General features: G+C 65.6%; 16 protein-coding genes. 11 read left to right on the top strand and 5 right to left on the bottom strand.

The window, feature by feature from the left end; translation table 11 throughout:
- The first annotated feature begins 124 nt into the window (after positions 1 to 124).
- The 3 genes from FIV09_RS06465 to FIV09_RS06455 all read left to right on the top strand — a co-directional run bounded on the left by FIV09_RS06465 (position 125) and on the right by FIV09_RS06455 (position 2,230).
- Positions 125 to 1,066, top strand: coding sequence for a nucleoside hydrolase (locus FIV09_RS06465; RefSeq protein ID WP_152449227.1), 942 nt, complete (start codon positions 125 to 127; stop codon positions 1,064 to 1,066).
- Positions 1,063 to 1,674: a glutathione S-transferase family protein gene (locus FIV09_RS06460; protein WP_152449226.1), complete on the top strand. Its 612-nt coding sequence runs from the start codon at positions 1,063 to 1,065 to the stop codon at positions 1,672 to 1,674. Before FIV09_RS06465 ends, FIV09_RS06460 begins: the two co-directional genes overlap by 4 nt.
- A 106-nt stretch (positions 1,675 to 1,780) precedes the next feature.
- Complete coding sequence (locus FIV09_RS06455) at positions 1,781 to 2,230, top strand: N-acetyltransferase (protein WP_152449225.1); 450 nt, start codon at positions 1,781 to 1,783, stop codon at positions 2,228 to 2,230.
- A gap of 2 nt (positions 2,231 to 2,232) precedes the next feature.
- On the opposite strand, the gene FIV09_RS06450 is transcribed toward FIV09_RS06455, so the two are convergent.
- A complete protein-coding gene (locus FIV09_RS06450) occupies positions 2,233 to 2,772 on the bottom strand; it encodes a cyclic nucleotide-binding/CBS domain-containing protein (protein ID WP_152449224.1) in 540 nt (179 codons plus the stop codon).
- 95 nt (positions 2,773 to 2,867) lie between these two features.
- Here FIV09_RS06450 and FIV09_RS06445 point away from each other — a divergent pair, with 95 nt between their 5' ends.
- From FIV09_RS06445 to FIV09_RS06415, 7 genes are all read left to right on the top strand, one after another.
- Positions 2,868 to 4,289 (top strand): YdiU family protein, encoded by a 1,422-nt coding sequence (locus FIV09_RS06445; protein WP_152449223.1) that lies wholly within the window; start codon positions 2,868 to 2,870, stop codon positions 4,287 to 4,289.
- 129 nt (positions 4,290 to 4,418) lie between these two features.
- Positions 4,419 to 5,228: a DUF533 domain-containing protein gene (locus FIV09_RS06440; RefSeq protein WP_152449222.1), complete on the top strand. Its 810-nt coding sequence runs from the start codon at positions 4,419 to 4,421 to the stop codon at positions 5,226 to 5,228.
- Positions 5,229 to 5,244: 16 nt separating this feature from the next.
- On the top strand, positions 5,245 to 6,123 hold the full coding sequence (locus FIV09_RS06435) for a DMT family transporter (RefSeq protein ID WP_152449221.1): 879 nt from the start codon (positions 5,245 to 5,247) through the stop codon (positions 6,121 to 6,123).
- A 326-nt stretch (positions 6,124 to 6,449) separates the two neighbouring features.
- A complete protein-coding gene (locus tag FIV09_RS06430; RefSeq protein ID WP_152449220.1) occupies positions 6,450 to 7,361 on the top strand; it encodes a DMT family transporter in 912 nt (303 codons plus the stop codon).
- Between the two features lie 156 nt (positions 7,362 to 7,517).
- On the top strand, positions 7,518 to 8,795 hold the full coding sequence (eno, locus tag FIV09_RS06425; protein ID WP_152449219.1) for a phosphopyruvate hydratase: 1,278 nt from the start codon (positions 7,518 to 7,520) through the stop codon (positions 8,793 to 8,795).
- A gap of 98 nt (positions 8,796 to 8,893) precedes the next feature.
- Complete coding sequence (locus FIV09_RS06420; RefSeq protein WP_152449218.1) at positions 8,894 to 9,529, top strand: hypothetical protein; 636 nt, start codon at positions 8,894 to 8,896, stop codon at positions 9,527 to 9,529.
- A gap of 63 nt (positions 9,530 to 9,592) precedes the next feature.
- Entirely contained in the window at positions 9,593 to 10,195 is a 603-nt protein-coding gene (locus tag FIV09_RS06415) for a DedA family protein (RefSeq protein WP_152449217.1), read from the top strand.
- Between the two features lie 4 nt (positions 10,196 to 10,199).
- On the opposite strand, the gene ccmE is transcribed toward FIV09_RS06415, so the two are convergent.
- The 4 genes from ccmE to FIV09_RS06395 all read right to left on the bottom strand — a co-directional run bounded on the left by ccmE (position 10,200) and on the right by FIV09_RS06395 (position 12,707).
- Positions 10,200 to 10,649, bottom strand: a complete 450-nt coding sequence (ccmE, locus tag FIV09_RS06410; RefSeq protein WP_152449216.1) for a cytochrome c maturation protein CcmE — start codon at positions 10,647 to 10,649, stop codon at positions 10,200 to 10,202.
- 150 nt (positions 10,650 to 10,799) lie between these two features.
- Positions 10,800 to 11,621: a 1-acyl-sn-glycerol-3-phosphate acyltransferase gene (locus tag FIV09_RS06405; protein ID WP_152449215.1), complete on the bottom strand. Its 822-nt coding sequence runs from the start codon at positions 11,619 to 11,621 to the stop codon at positions 10,800 to 10,802.
- On the bottom strand, positions 11,618 to 12,418 hold the full coding sequence (locus tag FIV09_RS06400) for a GNAT family N-acetyltransferase (RefSeq protein ID WP_152449214.1): 801 nt from the start codon (positions 12,416 to 12,418) through the stop codon (positions 11,618 to 11,620). The genes FIV09_RS06405 and FIV09_RS06400 overlap by 4 nt, the downstream gene beginning before the upstream one ends.
- 100 nt (positions 12,419 to 12,518) lie before the next feature.
- Positions 12,519 to 12,707, bottom strand: a complete 189-nt coding sequence (locus tag FIV09_RS06395) for a DUF3553 domain-containing protein (RefSeq protein WP_152449213.1) — start codon at positions 12,705 to 12,707, stop codon at positions 12,519 to 12,521.
- Positions 12,708 to 12,718: 11 nt separating this feature from the next.
- Between FIV09_RS06395 and FIV09_RS06390 the strand changes: the two genes are divergently transcribed.
- Positions 12,719 to 13,342: a histidine phosphotransferase family protein gene (locus tag FIV09_RS06390; protein WP_152449212.1), complete on the top strand. Its 624-nt coding sequence runs from the start codon at positions 12,719 to 12,721 to the stop codon at positions 13,340 to 13,342.
- Positions 13,343 to 13,421: the final 79 nt, after the last annotated feature.

Below are 13,421 nucleotides of genomic sequence, written 5' to 3'. Positions count from 1 at the left end.
CTATGGCACCCCCGAAAGGTGTCTGCCGCATCGCAGCGCGGCAGCCGCGCCACAGCGTCGGGGCGTCTTGCGCGGCGGAGAAACGCGTGCCACCACTTGCCCGCATATCTGCGCAGGAGCCGCCATGTCCGCCCGAAAGATCATTATCGACACCGATCCGGGGCAGGACGATGCCGTCGCGATCCTGCTGGCGCTTGCTTCGCCCAACGACATCGAGCTCCTGGGCATCACCGCCGTCGCGGGCAATGTGCCCCTGTCCCTCACCGAAAAGAACGCGCGCATCGTCTGTGAACTGGCGGGGCGCCCGGACATCAAGGTCTTCGCGGGCTGCGACGCGCCCCTTGCGCGCAAGCTCGTCACGGCGGAGCACGTGCATGGCAAGACCGGGCTCGACGGGCCCACCCTGCCCGATCCGACCATGCCCCTGCAGAAGGCCCATGCGGTCGATTTCATCATCGATACGCTGCGCACTGAGCCGGCAGGCACCGTCACGCTCTGCCCGCTGGGGCCGCTCACGAATATCGCCACAGCCCTCGACCGCGCGCCCGATATCGCCGAACGGATCGCGGAGATCGTGCTGATGGGTGGCGCCTATTTCGAGGTGGGCAACATCACACCTGCCGCCGAATTCAACATCTACGTGGACCCCGAAGCCGCGAAGGCCGTCTTCGCCTGCGGCGCGCCCATCACCGTCATGCCGCTGGATGTAACGCACAAGGCGCTGGTGACGAAGCCCCGCAACAACGCGTTCCGCGCGCTTGGCACGGCTCCGGGGCTGGCCGTGGCGCAAATGACCGACTTCTTCGAACGCTTCGACCGCGAAAAATACGGCTCCGAAGGCGCTCCGCTGCATGATCCCTGCGTGACGGCGTATCTGATCAAGCCCGATCTCTTCAGCGGGCGGCATATCAACGTGGAGATCGAGACCACGTCCGAGCTGACCCTGGGCATGACCGTTGCCGATTGGTGGGGCGTGTCGGGGCGGCCCGCGAACGCGACCTTCATGGGCGATCTCGATGCCGACGGGTTTTTCGCCCTCCTGGTGGAGAGGATCGGACGGCTGTGACGGACCTTCTTCTTTACGGACACCCGGACTCGGGTCACGCCTGCAAGGTGGCGCTGGCCCTCAGACTCGCGGGCCTGCCGCACCGGGTCGAGACCGTCGATATCTGGGCGCCGCCCGAGACTCGGCCCGCGGCGTTTCTGACCGCGAACCCGGCGGCCGAGGTGCCCTGCCTGATGATCGACGGATCGCCCTACGTGCAATCGGGCGCGATCCTGATCGAGATCGCCACGCGTTTCGCCGTACTCGGCGGCGCGGATGCAGCCGGACTGCGCCGTGGGCGCGAGATCCTGTTCTGGGAGGCCAACCGCATCGGAATGTGCGTGCCGCAGCTTGTCGCCGCCGCCAAGGACGGCGCGGGGTTTGCGCCCGATGTCGTGGCCTGGCTTCGCGGGCGCTTCGATGCCGATTGCGCCCGGTTCGACCTCTATCTCGGCGACGCGGCCTTCCTGCATGGCGACACACCCGGGATCGGCGATTGCGCGGTCTGGGGCTATACCCAATGGCTCGAAAAGGCGGACCTTGCGCCAACACCGGCGATGGCGGACTGGCTGGCCCGGATGCGCGCCCTGCCCGGCATGGTCACGCCCGAGGCGATGTTCCCCGGCTGAGACGCGAAGCTTCGCCGATGCCGCCCGCGCCCCCTTTCGCCGCGCCGCCGAATGGCCTAGGTCCGCTGGGACCACCCATTCAGGCTTGAGACTGCGAAAGACGCCCATGAAAACCTTGCATCTCGCCGCGCCGGACGATGCCGAAAAGCTCCTGCCGCTCGTGGCGGCCTTCCATGCCGAACAGGGCTTCGACACCGATCTTGAGCACCGCGCCGCGGCCATCGCGCCCCTGCTCGACGGCACGCCCCACGGGGCCGTCTGGCTGATCGGGCCGCGAAAGGCGCCTGTCGGCTACATCGTCATCACCTTTGGCTGGTCGGTGGAATATGGCGGCCTCGATGCGGTTGTGGACGAGATCTACATCCGGCCCGCCGTGCGCCGCCGGGGCATGGGCAGCGAGGCGCTGAACGATATCGCCAAGGCGCTGAAGGAGGCCGACGTGCGCGCGCTCCATCTCGAAGTGGCCCGCGACGATGAAGACGCCCAGCGGTTCTATTCCCGCGGGCGCTTCAAGCCCCGCGACGGGCATATGTTCATGTCGCGGACGCTGCGCTGAGCTCAGCTCAGCGAAGAGACGACGATCACCATCAGCAGCGAATAGAGCATGATGCCGCCGCCGATCATCCAGATCGGATAGTTGCGGCCAACGCTGGCCTGCGCCAGCACCTTCGCCTGATGCAGCAGATCGGGCCATGTATAACTGACGAAATCGCCTTGGGTGAACACGACCTTGATCCGCCCGTCGGCATCGACCACGGGCAGGCGGCGGAAGCGTTCGTTCGACATGATCCGCAGCCAGTCGACGAGATCGTCGTCTTCGCGCGCAACGCGCGGATCGGCGGTCATGATATCGCCAAGCTTCAGCGTCGCGGCATCCTTTTCGGCGCCGACAACCTTGCGCATGACATCGCGCTCGGTGACGACCCCAGTCACCTTCCCGGCCTCGTCGCAAATGATGACGGAGCCGTAATTCTTCTCGCTCATCGCCTTGACCGCATCGAGGACGCTGTCCCCCGCATTCATGGTCAGCGGCTTCGGCTTGCTCTTGAATTCGGGACGATCCTTGATCGCCATTCCGACGCGGTCCGTGGCGGCCATCTCGCACTCCTTTCCGGTTTCACGAGGATTCACCTAGCGCCATATGCGTTGCGACAAGGCTTTATGGCCGTGCCGCGGATCCCTATATCCGAGACATGACCCTGCATATCCCCTTCGACAATTCCTATGCCCGCCTGCCGGACGGCTTTTACACCCGCCTTGCGCCCGAGCCAGTGGCAAAGCCCGCGCTGGTTGCCTTCAACGAGGCCCTCGCCGCCGAGCTTGGCATTGTGCGCCCCGACAACGATGCCGAGCTGGCGCGTGTCTTCTCCGGCAATGCCACGCCCGAGGGCGCGGAGCCGCTCGCGCAGCTTTATGCGGGCCACCAGTTCGGGCAGTTCAATCCGCAGCTCGGCGACGGCCGCGCGCTTCTTCTGGGCGAGGTTGTGGATCGCGCGGGCCAGCGGCGCGATATTCAGCTCAAGGGCTCCGGGCCCACGCCCTACAGCCGTTCGGGCGATGGACGCGCCTGGCTGGGCCCCGTCCTGCGCGAATACGTGGTCTCCGAAGCGATGCATGCGCTTGGCATCCCCACGACCCGCGCCCTCGCCGCCGTGCGCAGCGGCGAGCCGGTCTATCGCGAAACCGCCCTGCCGGGCGCCGTCCTCACCCGTGTCGCCGCCAGCCATATCCGGGTCGGCACTTTCCAGATCTTCGCCGCTCGCCGGGACCGCGACGCGTTGCAGGCGCTTTATGACTACACCGTTGCGCGGCACTACCCGGACGCCGCCGACCCGCATGATCTTCTGGACCGGGTGATCGCGAAACAGGCGGCGCTCGTGGCGCATTGGATGTCAGTGGGGTTCATCCACGGCGTGATGAATACCGACAATTGCACCCTGTCCGGCGAGACGATCGACTATGGCCCCTGTGCCTTCATGGATGCGTATCATCCGAACCGCGTCTTCTCCTCGATCGACCGCATGGGCCGCTACGCCTATGCCAATCAGGCCGACATCATCGTGTGGAATATGGCGCAGCTGGCGACGGCGCTGGTGCCTTTGACGGACGACCCCGAGGCCGCAGTCAAGCGCTTCACCGATCAGGTCCACGCCATGCCGGACCGCATTCGCGCCGAATGGGAGGCGCGCTTTGCCGCCAAGATCGGCATCTCCGCCCCGCGCGCGGAGGACAAGATGTTGGTGGCCGAGCTGCTGACGTTGATGCAGGCCGAAGGGGCCGATTTCACCAACACGTTCCGCGCACTTGGCCGGGACGATGCGCGCGACGCCTTCATCGACCGGGCCGCCTTCGATGCCTGGGCCGGAAAATGGCGCGCCCGGATCGCCGAAGAGCCCGAGCCCGATGCGCTGATGGCGCGCGTCAATCCCGCCATCATCCCGCGCAACCACCGCATCGAGGAGATGATCGACGCGGCGGTCTCAGGCGATGACGGCCCGTTCCACCGGTTGAACGCGGCTCTGTCCGCCCCCTTCACCGAGGATCCCGCCAGCGAGGATCTGCGCCGCGCCCCCCTGCCCGACGAGGTGGTGCCTGCCACCTTCTGCGGCACCTAACCGGCGGCTCGAGCACGCCGCCCGGCGCCGCGCGCTCGAGACCCTGCACATCGCCGCCCGAGATCAAGGGCTGTGCAAACCCGCAAAACATGTCACCTTAAGACCGAATTTGAGAAAAGGAGATGCCCCATGGGCCTGATGAAGACGCTGACCAAAGTTGCCATTGGCTATGCCGCCGCGCGCGGCGTCGACCGGCTGTCCTCGGGCAAGGGGTTGTCCGGCCTCATCGGGGGTGGTGCGCAGCTCAAGGGTGACCACCCTGCCACCCGCACGGGCAGCGACATGACCCAGCAGATGCAATCCGGCATGACCCAGGCGGCGAGCCCCATGCAGGGTATTCTCGAGAACATGAAGAGCGCGGGCTTCGATCTCTCCTCGATGCTGGGCGGCGGCGCGACTGCCGGCGGCACCGGCGGCGCCGAGCCGGGTGCCAGCCACAAGGGTCTGTTGTCCTCCATGCCATCCGCAAGCGGCGGCGGCCTTGCCGGTATGCTTGCCGCGGCAGGCGGTGCGGCCGCCATGGGCGGCAAGGGCGCGGGCCAGCTGATCGACCAGTTCAACACCGAGCAGACAGCGCCCGAGCTGGAGAAAACCGCCGGTCTGATGCTGCGCGCGATGATCCAGGCCGCCAAGGCCGACGGCAAGATCGACGAGGAGGAGAAGGCCAAGATCCTCGAGCTGGTGGGCGACGACGCCACCGAAGAGGACCTGGCCTTCGTCCGCACCCAGCTTGCCGCCCCCATCGACATCAAGGCGCTGGCCGCGGACACGCCAGATAGCCAGAAAATGCCGGTCTATTCGGCCTCGCTGATGACTATCCGGGTCGATACCGACGAGGAAGCGGAATATCTCGACCAGCTCGCCAAGGCGCTCGGCCTCGATGAGCCCACGGTGAACGCGCTGCACATCCAGATGGGCAACCGTCCCCTCTACATCTGAGGTCAGGCTCCCTTTCATGCTTCGCACACACCCCGCCTTCGGGATCGGGCTGGCCGCGCTCGGCGCGGTCCTTTTGTCGCCCGACGCCCTGTTCATGCGCCTGTCGGGCATGGAGGGGCTGCAAATGGTGTCCTGGCGGGGCACCTCGATGGGACTCATCTTTCTCGCCGCCTGGGCCTTGACCAGCCGCACCCGGCGTGAGGATCTGCGCGTTCTCGGCACCGGGGCGGGGATCACGATTATCGCGGCACAGGTCTTCAACGCGCTCTTGTTTCCCACCGGAATCGCGCTGGCGCCCGTCGCGGTGATGCTGATGGCGGTGGCGACGGCGCCGGTCTGGTCGGCCCTGCTGTCGCGGGCGCTTTATGGCGAGAAGACGGGTCCGGCCACCTGGATCGCCATCGCCGCCGTTCTGATCGGGATTGCCATCGCCGTGACAGGCAAGGGCGATCTGGCCATCTCGCCTGCAGCCGCGTTGGGCGCGCTTTGTGGCGTCGGCGTCGCCTTGATGCTGGCGCTCAACTTTTCCGTTCTGCGGTTTCAGCGCGAGGTCCCGATCCTGCTGGCAATGGGCCTCGGCGCGCTCCTCGCAGGCGGCATCGGCATCGCTGCCACCGGTCCTGCTCAGATGAGCAACGGGAATGTTCCCGCCATCCTCGTGACCGCAATCGTGATCCTGCCCGCATCCTTTTTCGCGCTGTCTCTCGCCTCGCGCTATACGGCTGCGGCCAATGTCAGCCTCCTGATGCTGCTCGAGACGGTTCTCGGCCCGCTCTGGGTGTGGCTCGGCACGGGCGAGACCCCGACGCCGCGCATGCTGACCGGTGGCGCGATCGTGGTCACAGCACTCGCGATCTACCTCGCCCGCCCGAAACGCCGCGCGCGCATGGGCTGAGTTAACGCGCTTCCCGCGCCCTCTCCGCCCGCGCGTCCTACACAGGGCCCGAAGCGCCCGCGCCCTATCCGCCCGCGCGTCCCACGCAAGGCCCGAAGCGCAGGCCCCTGTCACGACCGGACCATAAATACCTCCGGGGAGCGCGAGGGGCTGGCCCCTCGCTTCCTTGAATGCGCCATTGGCCCAAGGACAATGGCGGCGGGGCTGGCCCCTCGCTCCCGCGCGCGCCATAGGCGGGAGGCTCGATCAGCCCCCAACCATCGCCACTGGCCAATTGTCCTCCGTCCCGCTACCTGCGCTGAGGTGGCATGCGGAAGGCAAAACGAATGGACAATCTGCGCGGCATTACCCTGATGATCGTGGCCATGGCCGCCTTCGCCATCGAGGACGCCTTCATCAAGGTCGCGGCCCGCGAATTGCCCACAGGACAGATCCTGATCGTCATCGGCGTCGCGGGCGGCGCTGTCTTTGCCACCATGGCGCGTCGTGCGGGCATCCGCCTCGTCACGCCCGAGATATGGCGCGGGCCGATCCTGCTCAGAAACGTGGCCGAAATCCTGGGCACGATCGGCTTCGTGACCGCGATCACGACCATTCCGCTGTCCACCGCATCGGCCATCGCGCAGGCCATGCCGCTGGTGATCACCATGGGGGCGGCCTTGTTTTTCGCCGAGCCCGTGGGCTGGCGGCGCTGGTCCGCGATCCTCGTGGGACTTTCGGGCGTCCTGATCATTATCCGGCCCGGGCTTTCGGGCTTCGATCCCAACGCGCTCTGGGCCGTTTTGGCCGTCTTCGGGCTCGCGGCGCGCGATCTGGCTGCCCGTGCGGTCCCCGCGCGCGTGTCGCATCTGCAATTGGCCTCCTACGGGTTTCTGAGCCTGATACCGACCGGGCTCATTCTGCTGCCCTTCGCTGCCACATCACCGGCCCTGCCCGATGGACGGCTCACGCTGATGCTGGGCGGGGCGGTTCTTTTCGGGATGGCGGCCTATTACGCCATCACCTCCGCCTCACGTACGGGCGATGTGTCGGTGGTCACGCCGTTTCGATTTTCGCGCATGTTGTTCGCGCTGATCATCGGCATGGTCGTCTTCGGCGAACGCCCCGATACCCTGACCTATCTTGGCGCGGCACTGATCCTGGGATCAGGCACCTATACCTTCCTGCGCGAACGCAGGCTGGGCCGCGCCCGCGCCGCGGAACCCGGCAGCCCCGGCATGGCCCGCGACCCCGGCTAGGGAACCGCGCCCCTCCCCGCACAAATCCTGTCACCCAATTCCGGCCACCTGATTGCAGCGTGTTATCGCTAACAAATGGCACGCCGCGCCGTTTACTTGACGTCAGAGCTTGATATAGACGCAGGCAACGCCCCAGCAGGGAGAGGAGCATTTACCATGAGCATTATCATCGACATCCATGCCCGCGAGATTCTCGACAGCCGAGGCAATCCCACGGTCGAGGTCGACGTCACGCTTGAAGACGGCACGATGGGCCGCGCGGCGGTGCCCTCGGGCGCCTCGACCGGCGCCTACGAGGCGGTGGAGCGGCGCGATGGCGACAAGTCCCGCTACATGGGCAAAGGCGTTCTGGATGCCGTCGCCGCCGTGAACGGCGAGATCGCGGACAATATCGTGGGTCTCGATGCCACCGAACAGGTCGGCATCGACGGCGCGATGATCGAGCTTGATGGCACCGACAACAAAGGCCGCCTCGGCGCCAATGCGATCCTCGGCGTGTCGCTCGCCGTGGCGAAGGCGGCAGCGGATTTCACCGGTCAGCCGCTTTATCGCTACGTGGGCGGCACCGGTGCGCGCCTCCTGCCCGTGCCGATGATGAACATCATCAATGGCGGCGAGCATGCCGACAACCCGATCGACATCCAGGAATTCATGATCATGCCGGTCGCTGCGGAGAATATCCGCGAGGCGGTCCGCATGGGCTCCGAGGTGTTCCATACGCTCAAGAAGGAGCTCTCGGCGGCGGGTATGTCCACCGGTCTCGGCGACGAGGGCGGATTTGCGCCCGAACTCGGCTCCACCCGCGACGCGCTCGATTTCATCCTGAAGTCCATCGAAAAGGCGGGCTACAAGCCCGGCGAGGACATGTATCTCGCGCTCGATTGCGCCGCGACGGAATACTTCAAGGACGGCAAGTACGAGATGAAGGGCGAAGGCAAAACGCTGTCGTCCGAGGAAAACGCCGATTACCTCGCAGCCCTTTGCGACGCCTACCCGATCATCTCGATCGAGGACGGCATGTCCGAGGATGACTGGGACGGCTGGAAAGCGCTGACCGACAAGCTGGGCGACCGCGTGCAACTCGTGGGCGACGACCTTTTCGTCACCAATCCCAAGCGCCTGTCGGACGGCATCGCCAAGGGTGTCGCGAATTCCATGCTGGTGAAGGTCAACCAGATCGGATCGCTGACCGAGACGCTGCAAGCGGTCGAGATGGCCCACCGCGCGCGCTACACCAACGTCATGTCGCACCGCTCGGGCGAGACCGAGGATGCCACGATCGCGGATCTGGCCGTGGCCACGAATTGCGGGCAGATCAAGACCGGCAGCCTCGCGCGGTCGGACCGGCTGGCGAAGTACAACCAGCTGATCCGGATCGAGGAAATGCTGGGCGAGACGGCCGAATATGCGGGTCGGTCGATCCTGCGCGGCTGATCCATCCCTGATCCGGCGGAGTGCGGGCCAAGGGGCCCGCACCCATGTCATCTCATCCGGGGCCCATTGGGCCCCGGTTTCGGATCGGAGCCTCTGACTTGCGCGATCTCATCGCCCATATCGGGCCACAGCTTGCCCATGTCACCGCGGCACGAAACCTACCCTCGATCCGGCAACACGGTCTCCGCCCCGCGGCCGAGCTGGCCCGGGCCACCGGATACGCGCCCCAGGGGATCGTCCTGCGCAACGAGCGTTTGCACCTGCAGGGTGCCAATTTTGACGCGACGCTCAATCATCAAAAACCGATCCTGCACGGGCGCACGGCCGCGGATCGCATAATCGACGGTCATGACGCCGCAAGCTGGGCGGCAGCGCTTGACGCCCGCGTGTTCTTCTGGCCGCACCGCAGAGGCGCAAAATTCCGCGCGAGCCTCGCCCGCGATCTGCCCATGGCGATCCTCTGGCTGTCGACCGAGGCGCTTCTTGAGCGCTGCGCGGACCGGCTGACGTTGTCGCCGATCAATTCCGGGAATTTCCTTCAGGGCGGGGCTCATGCACGCCGTGGAGACTGGCTGTTCGTGCCGGTCCGGGCCGGGCTTCCGGCCTTTCGCGAAAATCGCCGGTCTCGGGGCCTCGTGCGCAACCCGGATAGCGTGACCGAGATTTCCTTGCCGGGCAGCCTGTCCGTCTCCGACCTCGATGCCTGCCTTGTCCGCATTGATACAGCCGACTGAACAGGCCAAGCGCAACCAAGCGCCCACTCATGCGTTGGGTCTCAAGCAGTATTAGGGGAGACCATGTCCGGCTGGATAACCACATTTCTGACAGACCATGGATACAGCGCCATTGCGCTTCTGATGTTCGTGGAAAATCTCTTCCCGCCGATCCCGTCCGAAGTGGTGATGCCGCTTGCGGGATATACCGCGTCCCAAAGCGACCGCTCGGTCGTGCTGATGATCCTTGCAGGTACGTCCGGCTCCATTGTCGGCGCCTTGTTCTGGTACTGGGTCGGCATCCGGATCGGCACGGATGGCCTGCGCCGCGTCGCCGCCCGCTATGGCCGCTGGCTAACGCTCAATCCGTCGGACGTGGATGCAGCAGATGCCTGGTTCGACAAGCACGGACACAAGGCGGTTTTCGCAGGGCGTCTCATCCCCGGCGTGCGCACGCTCATTTCCGTACCGGCGGGCCTGTCGGAGATGAGCTTCCGGCGCTTCATGATCTACACGACAGCCGGAACCGCGCTCTGGACGGCGCTTCTGACGCTTGCCGGATGGTATCTCGGCGCCAATTACGACGCAGTCTCGAAATATACCGGTCCGGTCTCGAACCTCGTCATCGGCGGGGCCGTGATCTGGTACATTTACAGGGTCATCACATTCTCGCCGGACAGGAAGTAGCGCGTCAGCTCTCGGGCTCCTGGTAGACACCCTGTTCCTTCAAGGCATCGACGACTTCCTTGGGCATGTAGGTCTCGTCATGCTTGGCGAGGATTTCGGAGGCCTCGAACGTGCCGTCGATCAGCCGTCCCGTGCCGACCATGCCCTGGTTCTCCTCGAAAAGATCCGGCAGTACGCCGCGATAGGTCACGGGCACGCTCGCGCCGCCATCGGTGACGCTGAAGGAGACCGTCTCACCCTGCCCGCGCACGATGCTGCCCTCTTCCACGAGGCCACCGATGCGGAACACTTCGTTGGGCGCGGGCGGCGCTTCGGCCACCTGGGTCGGAGAGCGGAAGAAGTTGATCCCGTCGCGCATCGCATAGCCAATGAGCGCGGTGGAGATAATCAGCGCCACGGCGGTCAGCGCCACCACCTGAACGCGGCGTTTCTTCTTGAGGTTTTTCAGGGCCATGATCTTCCGCTTCCCCCCGGAGATATATTCGTTACTTAGCATATATGCGCTGCGGCGTCCCGCGCCTAGTGCCTGCGGGACTGCCAGATGCGATGCGCGGGCGCAGGATCGCAGATAATCGCCAGGGCCCTTGCACGCGATCACTCCCGGTCAGCGCGCCGAGGCATGCCCGCTGCGCACCTGATCCTCGAGATGCCGCGCGAGGGTTTTGCGATTGGGGAAATCATCGACGCGGACGGGCGGGTGATAGATCAGCTCCACCGCCCCCTGCCGCGGTGCGGCCAACGTCTTCAGAAGGTGCGATCCGAAATCCATCCCGCCCCACCAGCCGTAGAAATGGCCGGGCGCGCCTTCGGGCGGATGATAGCGCAGGGTCACGGCCTGGAGCCGCATTTCGTGGCGGATACGCGGATTGAGAAAGGCCTCGAAGAGCGTCGTCTTGAACGGCAGCACGCGCAGCCCGTCGGTCGAGGTGCCCTCGGGAAAGAAAACGAGCTTATGGCCGTGATGCAGCCGCCATTCGAACATGCGCGTCTGCTCGGAGGCGCGGCGGCGGTCGCGTTCGATGAAGACGGTGCCGGTCGCCCGTGCCAGCCACCCGATGCCGGGCCATTTCGCCACCTCGGCCTTGGAGACGAAATAGAGGTTCATCCGGGAATTGAGCGCGAAGATATCGAGCCACGACGTATGGTTCGCGACCAGCGCGCCGTGCTCGCGCAAGGGTGCCCCGCTATGGCGGATCGGCAGGCGCAGGATCGTGAAAGCGGCGCGGCAGACGCCTTGCGTGATATAGGGAGTGACCGGGCGGCGCATGCCGCAAAGTGGCCGTTCGATGAGCCGCGTCAGCAGCAGGAGCGCCAGCCCCCCAAACACCACGATCCCGAGCGGCACGCCACGCCAGGCAACGCGCAACCAGTCGGTCGCGCCAAGCCGCGGTGGTGCCGGCTCCTCCGGGCCCTCCCAGGTCGTCATTGCGAGCCCGCCTGCATTCGGGTTTCGCTTTCGCGCGGGTTGGCCACCTTGCCGAGGACGGCCCGACGCATGGCACTCAGCTGCGATGTCTCGAGGATGAGGCACACATCGACCGTGTTGAAGGCATGATCGATGAAGGCGCCATCGCCCACCATGCCGCCGAGGCGCAGATAAGCCTTGATCAGCGCGGGCGTGTCCCGCACCGCCTGACGGCGGTCGATCTCGGAGGCAGGCACGAGGTCCATGGGGTGATAGGCCCGCGACCGGACGCGCAGGTCAGGCGGGGCAAGATGACGGTGATGAAGGTTGGACAGGGGCTGCGCCAAAGCTTTCGTGTCGGTGCCGTGAAAGCTCGCCACGCCGAACAGGATATGAGGGCCGTGATCCTCCACATAGGCTGCGAGGCCCTGCCAGAGATGCATCATCGCCGCCCCGCCGCGGTAGTCTTCATGCAGGCAGGAGCGCCCCAGTTCCAGAAGCGGACGGCCCGTTTGGCGCAAGGGGTCGAGATCGTATTCCGCCTCCGTATAGAAGCGGCCCGCTTTCTGCGCGCCCTCATTGCGCAACAGACGGTAGACGCCGACCACCGGTTCGGCAGGCCGCGCATCGTCGAACAGAAGAAGGTGGTCGCAGACCGGATCGAAGCGGTCCTGTTCGATCCCGGCGGCGTGATCGACCTCTTCGCCGCCGCCGCCCAGTTCCTCGACAAAGACCCTGTAGCGCAGTCGCTGCGCCGCCTGCAGATCCTGCGGGGTGCGTGCCAATGCCACGCGGAATTGCGGCTCCCGGTCCGTCATGCAGGCGGTCTCCGTTTCAGTCGCTGCCTTCCTAGGCAGCACGCGGGGCGATTGCAACGGCACGGCGATCCCGTGTTAAGGTTCTGCTAAGCAATCGGCTCTAGCCTTCTCCGAAGACAGGAATCAGGAACACGCGGGACCCATCGATGACAACCTTGCCCTCATCCCTGAAGTTCACCGTGATGCGCCCGTTTATGTTGGACTGCACCTGTCCCCGTCCCCAATCGGGCCGGTCGGGATGCTCGACCAGCATGCCCGGCTCCAGCATCGCGTTCAGATCCTCGGACATCGGTCGGCCTCATGCATGATATAGTGGTTCCCCAGCACGGTAACGCAGAGTTGGCGGCGCTGATAGGCTCGCGCATCTGCCATGACCTCATTTCACCTATCGGCGCGATCGGCAACGGCATCGAGTTGATGAGCATGGGTCCGGGCAGCGCAGACAGCCCCGAACTCGCGCTTGTCTCGGAATCCTGTCGGGCAGCCCAGGCCCGTATCCGGTTCTTCCGCGTAGCCTTCGGCTCTCAGGTCACGTCCGAACAGATGGTCGCCGCGTCAGAAGCCCGGTCGATCCTGGCGGAATATAGCCGGGATGCGCGCCAGAACCCCGATTGGCGCGTGACCTCGGATGTCCCGCGCCGTGAATTACAGATCGCTCTCTTGGCATATCTGTGCCTGGAGACGGCGTTACCGCGCGGAGGCGCAATCGTCATCACTCACGGCGGTGGGCATTGGCAGTTGCAGGTGGAGGCGGATCATCTGTCGGTCGATCCGAAGCTCTGGTCCGCGCTGACCGGTACGCCCATGGCAACGCCCCCCGCGGCGGCGCATGTGCAATTCGTGCTGCTGCCGATGATTGCCGCCGAGCTCGGCCGCGCGATATCGGTCGCCCATGGCGAGACTCGGCTGACGCTGACAATCTGAGGCCGTCACGCCGACGCGCTGAATAGGCAAAGTCCCGGCGCGAACAAGGGCCGCCCAACCGAGTCACGCAGCTAAATCA

The sequence above is a fragment of the Roseivivax sp. THAF197b genome, from assembly GCF_009363255.1.
Lineage (GTDB): Bacteria > Pseudomonadota > Alphaproteobacteria > Rhodobacterales > Rhodobacteraceae > Roseivivax.
Note: the sequence above shows the minus strand (reverse complement) of the source record. Positions and strands in the feature narration are given on the sequence as shown.

What these genes read in the sequence shown, in the direction of transcription:
- FIV09_RS06455 (WP_152449225.1), top strand. Translation starts at nt 1,781, where the DNA reads ATGAAAACCTTGCATCTCGCCGCGCCGGACGATGCCGAAAAGCTCCTG.
- eno (WP_152449219.1), top strand. Translation starts at nt 7,518, where the DNA reads ATGAGCATTATCATCGACATCCATGCCCGCGAGATTCTCGACAGCCGA.
- FIV09_RS06465 (WP_152449227.1), top strand. Translation starts at nt 125, where the DNA reads ATGTCCGCCCGAAAGATCATTATCGACACCGATCCGGGGCAGGACGAT.
- FIV09_RS06440 (WP_152449222.1), top strand. Translation starts at nt 4,419, where the DNA reads ATGGGCCTGATGAAGACGCTGACCAAAGTTGCCATTGGCTATGCCGCC.
- FIV09_RS06445 (WP_152449223.1), top strand. Translation starts at nt 2,868, where the DNA reads ATGACCCTGCATATCCCCTTCGACAATTCCTATGCCCGCCTGCCGGAC.
- FIV09_RS06405 (WP_152449215.1), bottom strand. Translation starts at nt 11,621, where the DNA reads ATGACGACCTGGGAGGGCCCGGAGGAGCCGGCACCACCGCGGCTTGGC.
- FIV09_RS06390 (WP_152449212.1), top strand. Translation starts at nt 12,719, where the DNA reads ATGCATGATATAGTGGTTCCCCAGCACGGTAACGCAGAGTTGGCGGCG.
- FIV09_RS06435 (WP_152449221.1), top strand. Translation starts at nt 5,245, where the DNA reads ATGCTTCGCACACACCCCGCCTTCGGGATCGGGCTGGCCGCGCTCGGC.
- FIV09_RS06400 (WP_152449214.1), bottom strand. Translation starts at nt 12,418, where the DNA reads ATGACGGACCGGGAGCCGCAATTCCGCGTGGCATTGGCACGCACCCCG.
- FIV09_RS06430 (WP_152449220.1), top strand. Translation starts at nt 6,450, where the DNA reads ATGGACAATCTGCGCGGCATTACCCTGATGATCGTGGCCATGGCCGCC.
- FIV09_RS06450 (WP_152449224.1), bottom strand. Translation starts at nt 2,772, where the DNA reads ATGGCCGCCACGGACCGCGTCGGAATGGCGATCAAGGATCGTCCCGAA.
- ccmE (WP_152449216.1), bottom strand. Translation starts at nt 10,649, where the DNA reads ATGGCCCTGAAAAACCTCAAGAAGAAACGCCGCGTTCAGGTGGTGGCG.
- FIV09_RS06395 (WP_152449213.1), bottom strand. Translation starts at nt 12,707, where the DNA reads ATGTCCGAGGATCTGAACGCGATGCTGGAGCCGGGCATGCTGGTCGAG.
- FIV09_RS06415 (WP_152449217.1), top strand. Translation starts at nt 9,593, where the DNA reads ATGTCCGGCTGGATAACCACATTTCTGACAGACCATGGATACAGCGCC.